Annotated in this window: 17 protein-coding genes; 6 read left to right on the plus strand and 11 right to left on the minus strand. The window is 75.2% G+C overall.

Features of this window, described 5'->3' with window-relative positions; all coding sequences use genetic code 11:
• Positions 1 to 196: 196 nt before the first annotated feature.
• Together KMZ30_RS18605 and KMZ30_RS18610 are read right to left on the minus strand one after the other, a co-directional pair.
• Entirely contained in the window at positions 197 to 760 is a 564-nt protein-coding gene (locus tag KMZ30_RS18605) for a DUF2231 domain-containing protein (protein WP_215514205.1), read from the minus strand.
• A gap of 111 nt (positions 761 to 871) precedes the next feature.
• The gene (locus tag KMZ30_RS18610) at positions 872 to 1,867 is read right to left on the minus strand and encodes a stage II sporulation protein M (RefSeq protein WP_215514206.1); all 996 of its coding nucleotides are present in this window, start codon (positions 1,865 to 1,867) and stop codon (positions 872 to 874) included.
• 52 nt (positions 1,868 to 1,919) lie between these two features.
• Here KMZ30_RS18610 and KMZ30_RS18615 point away from each other — a divergent pair, with 52 nt between their 5' ends.
• Positions 1,920 to 2,753, plus strand: coding sequence for an RDD family protein (locus tag KMZ30_RS18615; protein ID WP_308279876.1), 834 nt, complete (start codon positions 1,920 to 1,922; stop codon positions 2,751 to 2,753).
• 25 nt (positions 2,754 to 2,778) lie between these two features.
• Here the strand turns inward: KMZ30_RS18615 and KMZ30_RS18620 are convergent, their stop codons facing one another.
• Positions 2,779 to 3,873: an adenosine deaminase gene (locus KMZ30_RS18620; protein ID WP_215514207.1), complete on the minus strand. Its 1,095-nt coding sequence runs from the start codon at positions 3,871 to 3,873 to the stop codon at positions 2,779 to 2,781.
• 227 nt (positions 3,874 to 4,100) lie between these two features.
• On the opposite strand from KMZ30_RS18620, the gene KMZ30_RS18625 reads away from it, so the two are divergent.
• Positions 4,101 to 4,256 (plus strand): DUF6131 family protein, encoded by a 156-nt coding sequence (locus tag KMZ30_RS18625; protein WP_215514208.1) that lies wholly within the window; start codon positions 4,101 to 4,103, stop codon positions 4,254 to 4,256.
• 72 nt (positions 4,257 to 4,328) lie between these two features.
• Here KMZ30_RS18625 and KMZ30_RS18630 read toward each other — a convergent pair whose 3' ends face one another.
• From KMZ30_RS18630 to KMZ30_RS18645, 4 genes are all read right to left on the minus strand, one after another.
• Positions 4,329 to 5,618 carry a thymidine phosphorylase gene (locus KMZ30_RS18630; RefSeq protein WP_215514209.1) on the minus strand — a complete coding sequence of 430 codons (1,290 nt, stop codon included), beginning with the start codon at positions 5,616 to 5,618 and terminating at the stop codon, positions 4,329 to 4,331.
• Between the two features lie 99 nt (positions 5,619 to 5,717).
• Positions 5,718 to 6,125, minus strand: coding sequence for a cytidine deaminase (locus KMZ30_RS18635; protein ID WP_215514210.1), 408 nt, complete (start codon positions 6,123 to 6,125; stop codon positions 5,718 to 5,720).
• Entirely contained in the window at positions 6,122 to 7,339 is a 1,218-nt protein-coding gene (locus KMZ30_RS18640; RefSeq protein WP_215514211.1) for an amidohydrolase, read from the minus strand. The genes KMZ30_RS18635 and KMZ30_RS18640 overlap by 4 nt, the downstream gene beginning before the upstream one ends.
• Positions 7,340 to 7,451: 112 nt before the next feature.
• The gene (locus KMZ30_RS18645; RefSeq protein WP_215514212.1) at positions 7,452 to 7,955 is read right to left on the minus strand and encodes a GbsR/MarR family transcriptional regulator; all 504 of its coding nucleotides are present in this window, start codon (positions 7,953 to 7,955) and stop codon (positions 7,452 to 7,454) included.
• Between the two features lie 54 nt (positions 7,956 to 8,009).
• On the opposite strand from KMZ30_RS18645, the gene KMZ30_RS18650 reads away from it, so the two are divergent.
• Both KMZ30_RS18650 and KMZ30_RS18655 read left to right on the plus strand, forming a co-directional pair.
• Entirely contained in the window at positions 8,010 to 8,924 is a 915-nt protein-coding gene (locus KMZ30_RS18650; protein ID WP_215514213.1) for an ABC transporter ATP-binding protein, read from the plus strand.
• Positions 8,921 to 10,519 (plus strand): ABC transporter permease, encoded by a 1,599-nt coding sequence (locus KMZ30_RS18655; protein WP_215520093.1) that lies wholly within the window; start codon positions 8,921 to 8,923, stop codon positions 10,517 to 10,519. The genes KMZ30_RS18650 and KMZ30_RS18655 overlap by 4 nt, the downstream gene beginning before the upstream one ends.
• A gap of 69 nt (positions 10,520 to 10,588) precedes the next feature.
• Here KMZ30_RS18655 and KMZ30_RS18660 read toward each other — a convergent pair whose 3' ends face one another.
• A complete protein-coding gene (locus tag KMZ30_RS18660) occupies positions 10,589 to 12,238 on the minus strand; it encodes a DUF3352 domain-containing protein (protein ID WP_215520094.1) in 1,650 nt (549 codons plus the stop codon).
• 150 nt (positions 12,239 to 12,388) lie between these two features.
• Entirely contained in the window at positions 12,389 to 13,465 is a 1,077-nt protein-coding gene (locus tag KMZ30_RS18665; RefSeq protein ID WP_215514216.1) for a mannose-1-phosphate guanylyltransferase, read from the minus strand.
• Between the two features lie 89 nt (positions 13,466 to 13,554).
• Between KMZ30_RS18665 and KMZ30_RS18670 the strand changes: the two genes are divergently transcribed.
• The gene (locus KMZ30_RS18670) at positions 13,555 to 14,727 is read left to right on the plus strand and encodes a glycosyltransferase family 4 protein (protein WP_215520095.1); all 1,173 of its coding nucleotides are present in this window, start codon (positions 13,555 to 13,557) and stop codon (positions 14,725 to 14,727) included.
• Positions 14,728 to 14,740: 13 nt separating this feature from the next.
• Here the strand turns inward: KMZ30_RS18670 and KMZ30_RS18675 are convergent, their stop codons facing one another.
• The gene (locus KMZ30_RS18675) at positions 14,741 to 15,253 is read right to left on the minus strand and encodes a 2'-5' RNA ligase family protein (protein WP_215514217.1); all 513 of its coding nucleotides are present in this window, start codon (positions 15,251 to 15,253) and stop codon (positions 14,741 to 14,743) included.
• An 11-nt stretch (positions 15,254 to 15,264) separates the two neighbouring features.
• Positions 15,265 to 16,299 (minus strand): tryptophan--tRNA ligase, encoded by a 1,035-nt coding sequence (gene trpS, locus KMZ30_RS18680; protein WP_215514262.1) that lies wholly within the window; start codon positions 16,297 to 16,299, stop codon positions 15,265 to 15,267.
• A 33-nt stretch (positions 16,300 to 16,332) separates the two neighbouring features.
• On the opposite strand from trpS, the gene galK reads away from it, so the two are divergent.
• Positions 16,333 to 17,490 carry a galactokinase gene (galK, locus tag KMZ30_RS18685; protein WP_215514218.1) on the plus strand — a complete coding sequence of 386 codons (1,158 nt, stop codon included), beginning with the start codon at positions 16,333 to 16,335 and terminating at the stop codon, positions 17,488 to 17,490.
• The last annotated feature ends 53 nt before the right edge of the window (positions 17,491 to 17,543 follow it).

The raw sequence follows: 17,543 nt of genomic DNA on the forward strand, positions 1-17,543 counted from the left end.
CACCAACGCCGCCTCTGGGCCACCGTCCGAACACACCCCGACCAAGACGGCCACCACGTCACCTGGGACCTCACCCCCGGCTCCTACGACCACCACCTCGACACCCTCCGCCACCCACCCGACGACCAGTCGGGCGAAGCAGCCTGACGAGAGCGCGCCCCGAAGCCGTCCGGCACGTGCGGTGGCCGCCCCTCGCTCAGGCGGCGGTGGCCTCGAAGGCCGGATGGCGGCTGCCGACCTCGCGGGCGGTCGACAGGTGCCCGCCGAGGTAGGCCGCGGCCCCCATCGCTGCGGCCCCGGCGAGAGCGAGCGCGGCGCCGGAGGCGTGCCGCCCGCGACGCCGGGAGAGGTAGGAGGCGCCGTACAGCCCGATCGCGGCGCCGTTGGTCACGGCGTGCACCACGCCGACCCGCTGCTCGCGCGGCCCGGAGCCCGACCACTCGGCCCAGCCGGTCCACGCCGTCGGACCGACGGCGGCGAGCCCGACCCCGACGAGGGTGCGCGCCGCCCCGCGGGAGTCGTCACCACCGACGGCGTCGAGCACGGTGGCCGAGGTCCACGTGCCGATCACGACGTCGGTGAGCAGGGGGTGCAGCGCGTGGCCGAGCCAGTCACCCCGCAGCAGGCGCCCGCGCCAGCCGGTGGCGAAGGCCGCATCGACGACCGGCGCGACCGCGGCCACCGCGCGGTCCAGTCCGTCGGCCTCCTCCAGGCGCAGCATCGCCGACACGTGCGGCGGCAGCTTCTCGACCGAGCTCATGGGGGTCCCCTCTCGACGGTGACGACGTGTCGGTCGCCTACCCGCTCGATCCTCCTCACAACCGCATCGCTCGGCAAACGCCCCGGGCGGGAGCGAGCGCTGCATCGCGCGTCAGGCGGCGACGCGCACCGAGTCGCCGGCGTCCCGCGCGGTGACGTCACCCGAGGCCCCCCGCGCCGCCGCGGCCCGCCCGACGACGAACACGTAGAGGACGAAGGCCGTCTCGGCGAGGAGGCCGATGGCGATGCGTGCCCACGTCGGCAGTCCCGACGGCGTGACGAACCCCTCGATGACGCCGCTGACGAACAGCACCGCGACGAGCCCCAGCGCGACCCCCGTCCCCGTGCGCGCCTCCCGGGCCAGGGACCGTCCACGCGGCAGCCCGCCGGGGCTGACCCACGACCAGAAGATCCGCAGTCCCACGGCCCCGGCGACGAAGACGGCCGTCAGCTCGAGCAGCCCGTGCGGGAGGATCAGCCCGAAGAACAGGCCGGTGCGGTCGTGGTAGGCCATGAGCGCCCCGGAGATGCCGACGTTGAGCACGTTGTTCGCGAGGATGTAGACGACCGGCAGCCCGAGCACGCCGAGCGCGATGACCAGCGCCGACACCCAGGCGTTGTTCGTCCAGACGAGCCCGGTGAAGTCCAGGTGCGCGTACTCGCTGTAGTAGTTCTCGAAGTCGGTGTCGACGAACTGCGAGATCTCCTCGGGGGTCATCGTCCGGGTCCACACCTGCGGGTGACGGTAGGCGTACCAGCCGACGAGGAAGGCGATCCCGACGTTGACGAGCGCCGTCGTCACCCACCACCACCGCAGCCGGTACAGCGCGGCGGGGAAGGTCGTCGTGAAGAACGTGATCGGCGTCCGCCACCAGGTCCCGCGGCGGCTCGACGTCGCGAACCGCGCGCGGGCGACGAGCGAAGAGAGGTGGGCGACGAGCGAGGGGTCCGGGCTCGCCGAGCGCACGACCGAGAGATGGGTCGAGACGCGCTGGTAGAGGTCGAGCAGCTCGTCCGCCTCGGCGCCGGTGTGCCGACGCTGCCCCACGAGCGTCTCGAGCCGGTTCCACTGCGCCTGGTGGGCGGCCACGTAGGCGTCGAGGTCCACGGGCTCAGCCTAGGCGACCTCACGCGTCGGCCCACCCGGTTAGCCTGTGCCCGTGAGCAGCAGCGAGGGGACGGGCTACCGCGCGTACGCGAGCGAGGACGTCGTGACGGGCGAGGGCGTCGCCGTCGAGCTGCCCGTCGCCGGCACCCTCGTCCGGGCGGCGAGCGGGCTCATCGACGTCGTCGTCACGATCGTCCTGCTCATCGGGATCGGCTTCGGCGTCGGCTGGCTCGTCGCGAACTCGAGCACGGCCGTCGCCACCGCCCTCGGGCTCGTCGCCACGGTTGCCGTGCTCGTCGCCTTCCCGACGGCGATGGAGACCCTGACCCGCGGACGCACCCTCGGCAAGCTCGCCCTCGGCCTGCGCACGGTGCGCGACGACGGCGGCCCGATCACCGTCCGCCACGCCCTGACCCGCGCGCTCGTCGGCGTCGTCGAGCTGTGGACCCCGCCGTTCCTCGGCGTCCCGGCGCTCGTGTCGTCTGTGGTCAGCGCCCGCAGCAAGCGGCTCGGCGACTACGCCGCCGGCACCTACGTCGTCACCCAGCGCAGCCGGATGCGCCTGCTCCCCCCGCCCGAGATGCCCCCGCCGCTCGCCGCCTGGGCCGGCGCCGCCGACGTCGCGGCGCTCCCCGCGGGGCTGACCGTCGCCGTGCGCCAGTTCCTCGCCCGCTCGGGCAGCCTGACCCCGGCCTCGCGCGAGCCCATGGCCCGCGAGCTGCTCGCCGACGTGCTCCGCTTCGTCGCCCCGGCGCCGCCGGCCGGCTTCCACCCCGAGTACGTGCTCTCCGCCGTCATCGCCGAGCGCCGCCGGCGCGACACCGAGCGCCTCGCCCGCGAGGACGCCCTGCGCCGGCGCGTCGTCGGCGCCGACCCGCTCGCCTGACCCGAGCTCCTCGCACGCTGGAGCGTCAGGCGCCGAGGGCGGCGTACCCCGGCTTGACGACGTGCTCGATGAGCTCGAGCCGCTCGTCGAACGGCAGGAAGGAGGACTTGAGGGCGTTGATGGTCACCCAACGCAGGTCCTCGAGGGTCCACCCGGCCTCGTCGACGAGCAGCTGCATCTCGCGCGACATCGACGTCCCGCTCATCAGCCGGTTGTCGGTGTTGACCGTGACCCGGAAGCGCAGGCCCTTGAGCAGCGTGATCGGGTGCGCGGCGATCGACTCCGCCGCCCCCGTCTGCAGGTTCGAGGACGGGCACATCTCGAGCGGGATGCGCCGGTCGCGGACGTAGGCCGCGAGCCGGCCGAGCGACACCGACCCTCCGTCGAGGACCTCGACGTCGTCGACGATGCGCACGCCGTGCCCGAGCCGGTCGGCGCCGCACCACTGGATCGCCTCCCAGATCGACGGCAGCCCGAAGGCCTCGCCGGCGTGGATCGTGAAGTGCGCGTTCTCACGTCGCAGGTACTCGAACGCGTCGAGGTGTCGGGTGGGAGGGAACCCGGCCTCGGCCCCGGCGATGTCGAAGCCGCCGACGCCGTCGTCGCGGTGGGCGACGGCCAGCTCGGCGATCTCACGGGAGCGCGCGGCGTGCCGCATCGCCGTGAGCAGCGCGACCATCCGGATGGGGGTGCCGGCGGCCGCAGCCTCCGCCTCGCCCTCGCGGAAGCCGGCGAGCACCGCCCGGACGACCTCCTCGAGCGAGAGCCCGCCCTCGATGTGCAGCTCGGGCGCGAAGCGCGACTCCGCGTAGACCACGCCGTCGGCCGCGAGGTCGAGGGCGCACTCACGGGCGACGCGGGTCAGCTGCTCGCGCGTCTGCATCACGGCGACCGTGTGCGAGAAGGTCTCGAGGTAGCGCTCGAGCGAGCCCGAGTCGGCCGCGTCGCGGAACCACCGGCCGAGGGCGTCCGGGTCGGTCGTCGGCAGACCGTCGTAGCCGGACGCGGCGGCCAGCTCGACGATCGTCGCGGGGCGTACACCGCCGTCGAGGTGGTCGTGGAGCAGGGCCTTCGGGGCGCGGCGGACGACCTCCGCGGTCGGGGCGGCGGCGGCGCTCATCGGCCGGTCCCCCTGCCGGTCGTCGGGCCAGTCACCGTCGTCCAGAGGTCAACCACGAGGCCCAGCGTAGCGACCTCCGGCACACCGCACGCCCGCTCCCCCGGTCCGGCGGTGGCGGCCCGCGACCGGCCCGCCGGGAGCGCCCGCGGAGTCGCCTGCACACGAGGAGCCCTGCGGGCCCCCCGGAGGTCTAGCGTGACGCCGGAGCCACCTGAAAGGAGCCCAACGTGATCATCCTCGGCATCGTCCTCCTCGTGATCGGCCTCATCGCCAAGATCTCCATCCTCACGACGATCGGCGTCATCCTTCTCGTCGTCGGCGCGGTCCTCGCGATCCTCGGCGCCACCGGCCGCGCCATCGGCGGCCGCAACCACTGGTACTGAGCGCCACCGCACCACGGAGGGCCGCCTCCCGCACTGCGCGGGGGGCGGCCCTCTGGCGTGTCAGCCTGCGGCTCAGGCGATCCGGTCGATGACGACGGACTCGGGGGTCTGCGCGGTCCCGCCCTCGACGACCTCGATGCCGCCCTCGAGCGCGTCCTCGGCGCGGGCGAACCGCTCCGGGGTGTCGGTGTGCAGCGTGAGCAGCACGTCGCCCTCGCGGACGGTGTCGCCCGGCTTGGCGTGGATCTCGACGCCGGCGCCGGCCTGCACCGGGTCCTCCTTGCGCGCGCGGCCGGCGCCGAGGCGCCAGGCCGCGACGCCGACGGCGTAGGCGTCGAGGCGGGTCAGCGTGCCCGACGCGGTGGCCTTGACCTCGTGCGTGTGCGCAGCGGTCGGCAGCGCGGCGTCCGGGTCGCCGCCCTGCGCGGCGATCATCCGGCGCCACACGTCCATGGCGCGCCCGTCGGTCAGTGCGGCCCGGACGTCCTGGCCGCCGCGGTCGGCGGCCTCGAGCATCTCCTCGGCGAGGCGGACCGTCAGCTCCACGACGTCCTCGGGCCCACCACCGGCGAGCACCTCCACGGACTCGCGGACCTCGAGCGCGTTGCCCGCGGTGAGGCCCAGCGGGGTCGACATGTCGGTGAGCAGCGCGACCGTCGTGACGCCCGCGTCGGTGCCGAGGTCGACCATCGTCCGGGCGAGCTCGGTCGCGTTCTCGCGGGTCTTCATGAAGGCGCCCGAGCCGACCTTGACGTCGAGGACGAGCGCACCCGTGCCCTCGGCGATCTTCTTGCTCATGATCGAGGACGCGATGAGCGGGATCGCCTCGACCGTGCCGGTGACGTCGCGCAGCGCGTAGAGCTTCTTGTCGGCGGGCGCCAGGCCCGAGCCGGCGGCGCAGATGACGGCGCCGACGTCGTCGAGCTGGCGCATCATCGCCTCGTTCGTCAGGCCCGCCTGCCAGCCGGCGACCGACTCGAGCTTGTCGAGCGTGCCGCCGGTGTGGCCGAGGCCGCGCCCGGACAGCTGCGGCACCGCGACGTCGAAGACCGCGACGAGGGGCGCGAGCGGGAGCGTGATCTTGTCGCCGACGCCACCGGTGGAGTGCTTGTCGGCGGTCGGGCGCGAGAGGGACGAGAAGTCCATCCGCTCGCCGCTCGCGATCATCGCGGTGGTCCAGGTGGAGATCTCGCGGCGGGTCATCCCGTTGAGGAGGATGGCCATCGCGAGCGAGCTCATCTGCTCCTCGGCGACGACCCCCCGGGTGTAGGCGTCGACGACCCAGCGGATCTCGTCGTCGGAGAGCTCGCGGCGGTCGCGCTTGTGGACGATGACGTCGACGGCGTCGAAGGCTTCGGTCATCCGCCCATCATGGCAGGAGCGGGCACCCCGTCAGAACGCCCCCGGGTGACCGCCGCTCGGGCCCGTTCTCGTCGAGATCTGCCGTCCCGACAGCGGGTGTCAGGGGCGGCGGGTGGCGAGGTCGTCGGGGCCGAAGGCCTGCGGCAGCACCTCGCGCATCGTGAGGACGCCCTCCGGCGTCTGCAGCAGGGTGTCCGGAGTCCCGTTCTCCCACAGCAGCTGTCGACACCGGCCGCACGGCATGAGGGTGTCGCCGCGGCCGTCGACGCACCAGACGGCCGTCAACCTGCCGCCACCGGTCGCGTGCAGCGTCGACACCATGCCGCACTCGGCGCAGAGCGTGACGCCGTAGCCGGCGTTCTCGACGTTGCAGCCGGACACCATCCGGCCGTCGTCGACCCACCCGGCGACCCCGACGGGGAACTCGCTGTAGGGGCAGTACGCGAGGGTCGTCATGCGGACGGCCTCGACGCGCAGGGCCTCCCAGTCGACGTCGGCAGCGGTCACGACTCCTCCTTCGGGGCCTGGCGCCGCGCGTCGAGCCCGCGGACGACCGCGGCGGTCGCGAGCAGCCGCGCCCCGAGGGCGATCGCCCGCTCGTCGACGACGAGGTCGCCCTGGTGCAGGTCGTAGGTGGGACCACCCGGCGTGCGGGTGCCCAGGCGCGCCATCGCGCCGGACGCGTGGTCGAGGTACCAGGCGAAGTCCTCACCGCCGAGCGACTGCGCGGTGGGCACGGGCGTCAGCCGGCCGGCGAGCGCGCCGCGGCGCAGGGCCGAGATGCCGTCGGCGGTGTTGACGACCGGCGGGACCCCCTTGACCCGCTCGACCTGCGCCTTGACGCCGTACGGCTGGACGACCCCGTGGACGATCTCCTCGAGCAGCGGCCCGACCGTGTGCCACGACTCGGCGTCGAGCATCCGCAGCGTGCCACGGCACTCGCCGGAGGACGGGATGACGTTGGCGACCCGGCCGGCCTGCACGCTGCCCCACACGAGGGCCGCGCCGGTGCGCGGGTCGAGCCGGCGGCCGAGGACGGCCGGCACGTCGGTGATGACCTTGGCCAGCGCGAAGACGAGGTCCTCGGTCAGCTGCGGGCGCGAGGTGTGACCGCCCCGACCGTGCAGCGTGATGTGCACCTGGTCCGCGGCCGCGGTGAGCGCCCCCTCGCGCAGCCCGACCTGGCCGACGTCGATGCTCGGGTCGCAGTGGACGGCGAAGACGGAGTCGACCCCCTCGAGGGCACCGGCCGTGATCGCGTCGAGCGCGCCGCCGGGCATGACCTCCTCGGCGGCCTGGAAGACGGCCCGGACGGCGATCCCGCGGTCGGCGAGGGCGTCCTCGACCTCGTGCAGCGCGAGGACCGCGCCGACGAGCGCCGCGGTGTGCACGTCGTGGCCGCAGGCGTGGCACACGCCCTCGGTGCGCGAGCTGCACTCCAGACCGGAGCGCTCACGGACCGGGAGGGCGTCCATGTCGGCGCGCAGCGCGATGCGGTGCACGGGCTCGGCCGCCCCGAGGTCGGCGAGGACGCCGGTGCCGGGGAGCAGCCGGACGGCGACGCCGGCGGCGTCGAGCCGTCGCGCCACGGACTGGGTCGTGCGCGTCTCCTCGCGGGACAGCTCGGGGTGGGCGTGGAGGTCGCGCCGGATCTCGATGAGCTCGGGTGCAAGCGAGGTGATGCGTTCGCCGAGGGCGGCGAGGAGGGCATCGTCGTTCATCAGAGGACCGACTGTACCGCCGCGGACCTCGCCGCCCGGACCGAACCCGCCGAACCGCCGCCCCGGTCCCGACCCGCGGGACGCGACCGCGTCCGAGCCGCGACGGCGCGTCTCAGGCGGACGGGGCGGGCCGGCGGGCCTTGTACTCGTCCCAGCGGGTGGCCATCCGGTCCATCTCGGTCATGACGAACTCGAGGAACTCGACCGACAGCTGCATCCGCTCCCCCGCGCGGGTCCCTTCGCCGACGGCGTCCCGGGCGGCGGTCAGCGCCACGACGAGCGGACCGTAGAGGCTCTCCTTCTGGACCATGACGTCGTGCCACGCGTCGTCCTGGACGACGTAGACGTCACGGCGGCTGCCGCGCTCCCGCTCGCGCCGGACCATCCGGACCGAGGTGAGGAAGCGGACCGCGCCGGAGACCGCCGCGGGGCTGAGGCCCAGGAGCGTCACGAGCTCGGCGGAGGTGAGCCGGCCGTCCTCGGTCGCGAGGAGGGCCGCGAAGACCCGGGCCGGCTGCAGCTGCATCCCCAGCGACGCGAGGGTCCCGCCGACCTGCTCGACCACGGCGGGGTCCGGGAGGTCGCGCCCCGTGGTACTCGGCTCGGAGGTCGCCATGCGTCGAACATTACAACATTCACAAGATTGTGAAACCGGAGTAGCGTGGACGACGTGACCACCGCCATCGACGTCCGCGGGCTGCGCAAGTCCTTCGGCCGCACCACCGCCCTCGACGGCCTCGACCTCACCGTGCGCGAGGGCGAGGTCCACGGCTTCCTCGGGCCCAACGGCTCGGGCAAGTCCACCACCTTGCGGATCCTGCTCGGCCTCCTGCGCGCCGACGACGGCCGGGCCGTCGTGCTGGGGCGCGACCCCTGGCGCGACAGCACCGACCTGCACCGCAGCCTCGCCTACGTCCCGGGCGACGTCGTCCTCTGGCCGACGCTGACCGGCGGCGAGACCATCGACCTGCTCGGCCGGCTCCGGGGCGGCCTCGACGAGGGCCGCCGCCGACGGCTCGTCGACGCCTTCGAGCTCGACGAGACGAAGAAGGGCAAGGCCTACAGCAAGGGCAACCGCCAGAAGGTCGCGCTGGTCGCGGCGCTGGCGAGCGCGGCCCCGCTCCTCGTCCTCGACGAGCCGACCGCCGGGCTCGACCCTTTGATGGAGCAGGTCTTCCAGGAGGAGCTCGCCGGCCTGCGCCGGGAGGGGCGCACGGTGCTGCTGTCGAGCCACGTGCTCAGCGAGGTGGAGCGCGCCTGCGAGCGGGTGAGCATCGTGCGGGCCGGCCGGGTCGTCGACTCCGGCACCCTCGCCGAGCTGCGCCACCTGACCCGCACCACCGTCGAGGCCGACCTGCGCGACGTGCCGACGGCGGCGGAGGTGGCGGCGTGGCCGGGGACCCACGACGTCTCCGTCGACGGGTCGACGGTGCGCCTGGCGGTCGACCCCGACCACCTCGACGCGCTCGTCGCCGCCCTCTCCGCCCGCGGGGTCACCGGGCTGACCTGCCGGCCCCCGACCCTCGAGGAGCTCTTCCTCGCCCGCTACCGCACCGAGCCGCGCCGGGAGGAGGTGCCGGCATGACCACCCGCCTCGCCGGTCTCGGCCGGCTGCTGCGGCTGGCGCTGCGGCGCGACCGGGTCATCCTGCCCGCGAGCGTCCTCGGCCTCGTCCTGCTCTCCGTGGGCTCCGCACAGGCCACGCTCGCGCTCTTCCCCGACGACGCCTCGGCGGCCGCGGGCCTCGGCGACATCGTCGCCAACCCGGCCGTGGTCGCCATGTACGGCCCGATCAGCGCCGCGGACGCCGACGCCCTCGCCGTCTTCAAGACCGTGATGATGGGCGCCGTCCTCGTCGCGGTCCTCGCGGTCGTCGTCGTGCGCCGGCACACCCGGACCGAGGAGGAGGAGGGCCGCCTCGAGCTCGTGGGCGCGGGGGCCGTCGGTCGCTGGGCGCCGCTCGCCGCCGGCGTCCTCGTCGCCCTCCTCGCCGTCGTCGCCGCGAGCGGCCTCTCGTCCCTCGGCCTGATCTCCCTCGGGATGGAGCCGGCGGGTTCCGTGGCGTTCGGGTTCGCCTGGGCGACAGCCGGGTTCGCCTGGGTCGGGATCACCGCGACGGCGGTGCAGCTCGCGTCCACGACCCGAGGGGCCGGCGGGCTGGCCTTCGGCTCGCTCGGTGCCGCATTCGTCCTGCGGGCGGCCGCCGACTCGGTCGACGGCGGCGTCGTCCACGCCCTCGGATGGCTCTCGCCGCTCGGCTGGGCGGGCCGGGTCGAGCCGTACGGGCCGAACCGCTCCTGGCTCGTCCTGCTCGGGCTCGCCCTCCTCGTCGTCGGCGTCGGCGTCGGCCTCGCCGTGCTGGACCGGCGCGACCTCGGCGCCGGTGTGCTCCCCACCCGGCGGGGTCCGGCGCGGGCCGCGCGCGGCCTCGCGGGCCCGGTCAGCCTGGTCTCTCGCCTCGCCACGGGGACCGTCACCGGGTGGGTCGTCGGCATGCTCGTCGGCGGGGTCGTCCTCGGGGCGCTGCTGGGCGCGGTCGGCGACCTCACGGCCAACCCCGCGATGGCCCGCTTCCTCGAGGCGCTCGGCGGGTCGGCGGGCACGATCGAGGACATCTACCTCGCGAGCGAGACGCGCTTCGTCGCGGTCGCCGTCGCCGCGGCCGGTGTCGCCCTCGTCCTGCGCCTCGGCGCCGCGGAGCGGTCGGGCCTCGGCGAGTCGGTGCTCTCGACCGGCACCAGCCGGCTGCGCTGGTACGGCGCGCACGTCCTCGTCGCGGTGCTGGCGACGACCCTCTTCCTCGTCGTCATCGGGGCCACCGTCGGCGTCGTCGGCTCCGTCGCCAGCAACAGCGCCCCGGGCTTCTGGGCGACGCTCGGTGCGTTCGCCGCCACCCTCCCGGCGGTCTGGGTGCTCGTCGGGGTGGCCGGCCTGCTCGTCGGCGCCCGCCCGCGCGTGGCACCGCTCGCCTGGGGCCTCCTCCTCGTCGGCTTCGTCGTCGGGGAGCTCGGCCCGACGATGCACCTGCCGGGGTGGCTCGTCGACGCCTCGCCCTTCGCCCACCTCGGCCAGCTCCCCGGCGGCGACGTCGCCGCCCTCGCCGCCGCCGTGATGACCGCTCTCTCAGCGGCGCTCGTGGCTGCCGGAGCGGTGGCGTACGGGCGGCGCGACGTCACCTGACGCCCGCGACCCCGCCCGGCGGGTGCCGGGCGGGGTCGCGTGACGGCCCTCGCCGTCCGGTGGACCGGGTCAGTCGGTCGTGACGCGCAGGCGGGTGTGCAGCGTGTCGCCGTCGGGCCACACCGACATGCCGACGGCGGCGAGCGGCTCGAGGTTCTTCGCGGCCTCCGGGTCGCTCTCCGCGAGCTTCGCGAGCCAGTTGTCGCGGCCGTCGACGTCGAGGTAGAACGCGGCGACGGCGGTGTCGGCGTGCGGGACGACCGAGCGGAAGGCCTCCTGGCTGCCGAGCGAGCCACCGGTGGCGACGCTCTCGCGGTAGCCGGCGTCCGGGCCCACGACGACCGTGCGGTCGCCCGCCTGGGTCGTCGCGAGGAGCTGGCCGACGCTCGGGTCCAGCGCCCCGAGGCGACGGAGCACGTCCTGGATGCCGGCGGCGTCGCCGGTCACCTTCGCCGCGACGGGCAGGGCGGCCGGACCGGCGGTGTCGAGCGCCGCCGGGTCGAAGCCGCCGCCGAGGGAGAGGACGGTGCTCGTGCCGAAGAGCGTCTCGAGGTCACCGGGGAGCTCGAGACCGGTCGCCGCCTCGATCGTCGAGTAGAGCTCCTCGACGTCCATGCCCGTCTGGGCGGACGTCTGCGCGGCCTGTGCCTCGAACCACCCGGGGCCCGGGCTCACCGCGAGCGCGGCGAGGGTGTCGTCGGGCAGCGAGGCCATCGAGGTCCCCGCACCGGCGCCGAGCATCGAGCGGCTCGCGCCGTCCACCCCGCTCGCGCCCTCGAGCTCCAGGCCTCCCCCGGCGAAGCGCAGGGTCATCGCGCCGCCGGTGAACTCGTCGTACTGCGCGGTGGCGGCATCGAGACCGGCGAGGTCCTCGCCGAGGTCGAGCGACGTCACGAGCGACCGGATCTGGCTGCCGGGCTTCGGCGCGAGGTACATCGTCACGAGTCCCTGCTCGCCGACGGCGCCGGTCCACTCGGCGTAGTCGCGGGAGCCGGCGAGCGTGGTCTTCGCGGCGGCGTCGGCGACGCGCGTCGCGGTGTCGGCGTCCTGCGCGACGTAGGCCCAGCCGTCGCGGACGACCCAGGTCGGCGTCAGGCCGTCGGTCTTCGCCGCGTCGTCGTTCTCGGCGCAGGCGAGCAGCTTGAGCATCCCCCGGCCCGCGGCCTCGTCGTCGGTCACCTGGACGACGCCGACCGGCACGGAGTCCTCGCCGACGGTGACGCCGGCGACGGCCGCCCGCTGCCCGAGCCACGGGGTGACGTCGCGCGCGGGGTCGAGGTTCGGGCACTCGTCGTCGGAGAGGACGAGGTCGGTGAGCGTCGTGCCGAGGTCGGACTTCTCGGAGACGCCCGTCGAGGACAGCCCGGGGAACTTCGAGAGCGTGCGCAGCGCCTCGACCTTCTGCCCCGCGCCGGGGTCGAGGTCGACGGCCGCGTACGCGAAGGTCGTCCCGGGCAGGACGTCGGCCGGGCGGTCGCCGCCCCCGCCGAGCGCGGTCCACGCCCAGGCACCGGCGCCACCGACCACGACGAGCGCGGCGACACCACCGACGAGGAGGCCGCGTCCCAGGCCGCGGCGCGGACCGGGCTGCTCGGTGACGACCGGCTCGGCGGACCCATCGGCGGCCGCGGAGCCGTCGACGGCTGCGTAGGCGGGCGGGTCGAAGGGCGGCTCGGGACCGCGCAGCGGACCGGACGGCGGGACGGACGACGACGACATGGGGCTCCCCCTCGGTGGGCATCCACGAGGGGATGCGGGCTCGAACGGCACGACCGATCACCACGGCTGCACCGGGGCGCACCCTATCCGCGCGGGACGACGGGCGGTAGCCGCTTCGGGCCCGGCTCCACCGAACGGGTGACGCCGGGCTCAGAGCAGGTCGGTGCGGCCCTCGGCGCGCAGCGCGTCGACGACCGCCTTGACCTCCTGCGCGCGGGCCCGGGTCGTCACGAGGAGGGCGTCCGCCGTGTCGACGACGACGACGTCGTCGAGGCCGACGACCGCGACCCGCCGACCGCCGCCCGGGACCACGACCCCGGAGCCGTCGAGGACCGTCACGTCGGCACGGTCACCGAGCACCGCGACACCGTCCTCCACGGGCAGCAGGCCCGACAGGCTCGCGAAGTCCCCGACGTCGTCCCACCCGAACGGCGCCGGCACGACGGCGACCCGCCCGGCCGCCGCGGCCGGCTCGGCGACGGCGTGGTCGATGGCGATGCGCGTCAGCCCGGGCCACACGTCGTCGAGGCGGCTGGGCGCTGCGGCGATCTCGCGCAGGCCGGCGGCCAGGTCGGGGTGCCACTGCGCCAGCAGGTCGAGCAGGACCGACGCACGGACCACGAACATCCCTGCGTTCCAGCGGAACTCGCCGGACTCGACGTACGCCCGCGCGCGCTCGGCGTCCGGCTTCTCGACGAACTCGACCGCGTGCAGCGCGGTCGGGTAGCCCGCCAGGGGCTCACCCGCCCGGATGTACCCGAAGCCGGTCGCGGGGTGCGTCGGCTCCACCCCGAGCGTCACGAGGTGCCCGTCCCTGGCCACGTCGACCGCCTCCCGCACGGCCGACCGGAACGCGTCGGCGTCCGGGATGACGTGGTCGGCGGCGAACGAGCCGATGACGGCGTCGGGGTCGGTGCGCTCGACGACGGCGGCCGCCAGACCGATGGCGGCCATCGAGTCGCGCGGGGCGGGCTCGGCGAGGACCCGACCCGCCGGCAGGTCCGGCAGCTGAGCGCGCACGGCGTCGGCGTGCGCGGCGCCGGTGACGACGACGGCGTGGTCGCCGGTCAGGGGGGCGAGCCGGTCCAGCGTCGCCTGGAGCAGGGAGCGGCCGCCGCCGGTCAGGTCGAGGAGGAACTTCGGATGGCCCGCGCGGCTCAGCGGCCACAGCCGCGTGCCGGCACCTCCGGCGGGGACAACCGCCCAGAACCCCTCGATCTCCGGCATGCCGTCGAGGTTATCCCGTCACCCGTCGGCCACCGGACACGCACCGGGCGGTCGCCGGGGCGTCGCCCGGGGCGCGGACGCTGGGGGTCGTGCGCATCGTCGTCGTCACCGAGTCCTTCCTCCCCACGCTCAACGGCGTCACCACGTCGGTCTGCCGGGTCGTCGAGTGCCTGGCCGCCGAGGGACACCGCGCCTCGGTCGTTGCACCGCGCCCGGCCCCGTCGGAGCACGCGGGGATGCCGGTGCACACCGTGCCCACCGTTCCGGTCCGGGCCTTTCCCACCGGGCTGCCGTCCGGGGCGGTCCGGGACGTCCTCGAGGAGGTCGCCCCGGACGTCGTCCACGTCGCCTCCCCGTTCGTCCTCGGAGCACGGGCGCTGCGCGAGGCGGAGCGGCTGGGCATCCCGTCGGTCGCCGTCTACCAGACCGACATGCCGAGCTACCTCGCCCAGCACGCCCCGGGCCCGGTCGGGTCCGGAGCGGCCCAGGCCGCGTGGCGGTGGGTGCGCCGCGTCCACGGGCTGGCGGACCTCACGCTCGCGCCGTCCCGCCACACGATGGCCGAGCTGGCGGCGCACGGGGTGCCGCGCACGGCCCGGTGGGGGCGCGGGGTCGACGCCGACCTGTTCCGTCCCGACCGTCGGGACGCCGTCGCGCCCCACCGTCGCGAGCTCGCCCCCGACGGCGAGGTCCTCGTCGGGTACGTCGGCCGGCTGGCCCCGGAGAAGGAGCTGCACCGGCTCGTCGAGGTCGCGCGGGTCCCGGGCGTGCGGCTCGTCGTCGTCGGCGACGGTCCGGACCGCGCCCGCACGGCCGCGCTGCTGGCCGAGGCGGTGGCGGACGGCCCCGGTCGCGCGAACCGGCCGCCGGTGCTCCTCGGCGCCCGGTCGGGCGAGTCGCTGGCCGAGGCCTACGGCCTGCTCGACGTCTTCGTCCACACGGGCACCCGCGAGACGTTCGGCCAGACGCTGCAGGAGGCGCACGCGAGCGGGCTCCCCGTCGTCGCCCCCGCGCGGGGCGGTCCGCTCGACCTCGTCGACGACGGACGGACCGGCCTCCTCGTGGACCCCGACCGGCCCGGCGCCCTCGCCGGGGCCGTCGCGACCCTCGTCGCCGACCCGGCCCTGCGTGACCGGATGGGCCGGGCCGGCCGGGTGGCGGTCGAGGGGCGCACATGGGCCGGCGTCACGGCCGAGCTGGTCCGCCACTACGAGACGGCGGTCGCGGGCCGGAGGGCCCGGAGCGGCCGCCGCGCCGCCTGAGCCCGCCCGGTCGTCAGCCGCCGAGCGGGAGCGACCGCACCACGCGCCAGACGCCGTCCGGGTCGTGGTGGTAGAGCTCGACGCTCGCGACGGTGAAGGCGCACCGGAACTCCGCCAGCCCCTCGAACGCCCGGTCCAGCGCGGCGTCGTCGAGGTGGTGGGCGACCGTCACGTGCGGGTGGTAGGGGAAGTCCAGCGTCCGCTCGACCGGCCCCCCGCGCACGGCGCTCTCGAGCCGCTCGCACGACCCGATGCCCTTGGACACCTGGACGAACACGACCGGGGAGACCGGTCGGAAGGTCCCGGTGCCGGAGAGCACGACCTCGAAGGGCTCGACCGAGTGGCAGACCTCCTCCAGGTGGGTGACGAACGCCTCGTGCTGCTCCGGCGGGACGGCCGTCGGCGGCAGCAGCGTGACGTGCGGCGGGATGGCGTCGGCCATCGGGTCGCCGAACCCGGCTCGCGCGGACTGCAGCTGCTCACCCCAGGGTTCGGGGATGGTGACGGCGACGCCGTGGACGGGCACGAGCCGACCCCTCAGCGCGCGGCCGGCAGCAGGCCGACGGCGTCCCGGACGCGGGTCATCGTCGCGTCGGCGACGACCGCGGCGCGCTCGGCGCCCCGGGCGAGGGTGCGGTCGAGCTCGGCGGGGTCGTCGAGCAGCGTGCGCATCCGCTCCTGGAAGGGGGTGACCGCGTCGACGACGACCTCCGCGACCTCCTTCTTGAGGTCCCCGTAGCCGCGGCCGGCGAAGGACGCCGCGACGTCCTCGACCGGCGTGCCGGAGAGCACCGAGTGGATGACGAGCAGGTTCGAGACGCCGGGCTTGGTCTCCGGGTCGTAGCGGACCTCGGCCTCGGTGTCGGTGACGGCCGAGCGGATGTTCTTGGCGATCCGCGCCGGGTCCTCCATGAGGTCGATGAGGCCCTTGGCGGACGAGCCGGTCTTGCTCATCTTGGCGGTCGGGTCCTGGAGGTCCTGGATCTTGGCCGAGCCCTTGACGATGTAGGGCTCGGGGACGACGAGCGTGTCGCCGAAGCGCGTGTTGAAGCGCTCGGCGAGGTCGCGGGTGATCTCGAGGTGCTGGCGCTGGTCCTCGCCCACGGGGACGTACGCGGCGTCGTACATGAGGATGTCGGCCGCCATGAGCATCGGGTAGGTGAACAGCCCGACGTTGGCGTTCTGCCCCTTGGCCGTCTTGTCCTTGAATTGCGTCATCCGGCTGGCCTCCCCGAAGGCGGTGAGGCAGTTCATGACCCAGCCGAGCTCGGCGTGCGCCGTGACGTGGCTCTGGCAGAACACGGCCGAGCGCTCCGGGTCGACCCCGCCGGCGATGAACTGCGCGGCGGTGACCCGCGTGCGGCGGCGGAGCAGCTCGGGGTCGGTCGGGACGGTGAGCGCGTGCAGGTCCGCGACGAAGTAGTAGGCGTCGAAGTCGTCCTGCAGCCCGACCCAGTTGACGAGCGCCCCGAGGTAGTTGCCGAGGTGGAGCGAGTCGCTCGTCGGCTGCATCCCGGAGAGGATCCGGGGGCGTGCGGCATCGGACGGGGGCTGGGTGGGCATGGCCCCCATTGTGCCCTGCCCCACGTCCCTAGACTCACCCGCATGACGAGTGCCGCCACCACCCACCGCGACGTCCACGGCCACGCGGCGGAGGGCGTCTGGTCGGCCCCCGGCCGGGTCAACCTCATCGGTGAGCACACCGACTACAACGGCGGTCTCGCCCTCCCGATCGCGCTGCCGCAGCGCACGACCGCCGCGGCGTCGCCCCGCACCGACGACCTCCTGCGGGTGCACTCGGTGCAGACCGGCGAGACGGTCGAGGTCGACCTCGGCACCGTCGGCCCCGGCTCCCCCGACGGCTGGGCCGCCTACGTCGCCGGGGTCCTGTGGGCGCTGCGCGAGGACGGCCACCCGGTGCGCGGGATGGACGTGACGGTGACGAGCGAGGTGCCGCTCGGCGCCGGCCTGTCGAGCTCGGCGGCGCTCGAGTGCGCGGTCGGCGCCGCCGCCAGCGACCTGTTCGGCCTCGACCTGCTCGGCGACGACGCCGCCCGCGCGCGCCTGGCCGCCGCCTGCGTGCGGGCCGAGAACGAGGTGGCGGGCGCCGCCACCGGCGGGATGGACCAGTCGGCCGCGCTGCTCTGCCGACCGGGCTCGGCCCTCCTGCTCGACTGCCGCGACGGCGCCACCGAGCACGTCCCGTTCGACCTCGAGGCCGCCGGGATGGTGCTGCTCGTCACCGACACCCGGGCCTCCCACGCGCTCAACGACGGCCAGTACGAGAAGCGCCGGCGGGCCTGCGAGGCGGCGGCCGCCGAGCTCGGCGTCGCGTCGCTGCGCGAGGTCGACCCCGCCACGCTCGACACCGCGCTCGACCGCCTCTCCACCGACGAGCTGCGCCGGCGCACCCGCCACGTGGTCACCGAGATCGAGCGCGTGCGCGAGACCGTGGCGGCGCTGCGGGCCGGTGACCTCGACGAGGTCGGTCGGCTGTTCACGGCCTCGCACGCCTCGCTGCGCGGCGACTACGAGGTCAGCTGCGACGAGCTCGACGTCTCGGTCGAGGCGGCCGAGGGCGCGGGCGCGCTCGGGGCGCGGATGACGGGCGGCGGTTTCGGCGGCTCGTCGATCGCCCTCGTCCCGCGCGACTCCGCGGACGACGCCGTCACCGCCGTCCGCGCGGCGTTCGGGGCCCGCGGCTGGGCGGAGCCGGTGTGCTTCACCGTCACCGCCGGCGGGCCGGCCGCGCGCGACGCCTGACCGCCCGCCTCACACAGGGCCCGACACGACGGAGGGCGCCCCGCGGTCGCGGA

Origin of the sequence: Phycicoccus mangrovi (assembly GCF_018729305.1) — a bacterium.
GTDB lineage: Bacteria > Actinomycetota > Actinomycetes > Actinomycetales > Dermatophilaceae > Phycicoccus > Phycicoccus jejuensis.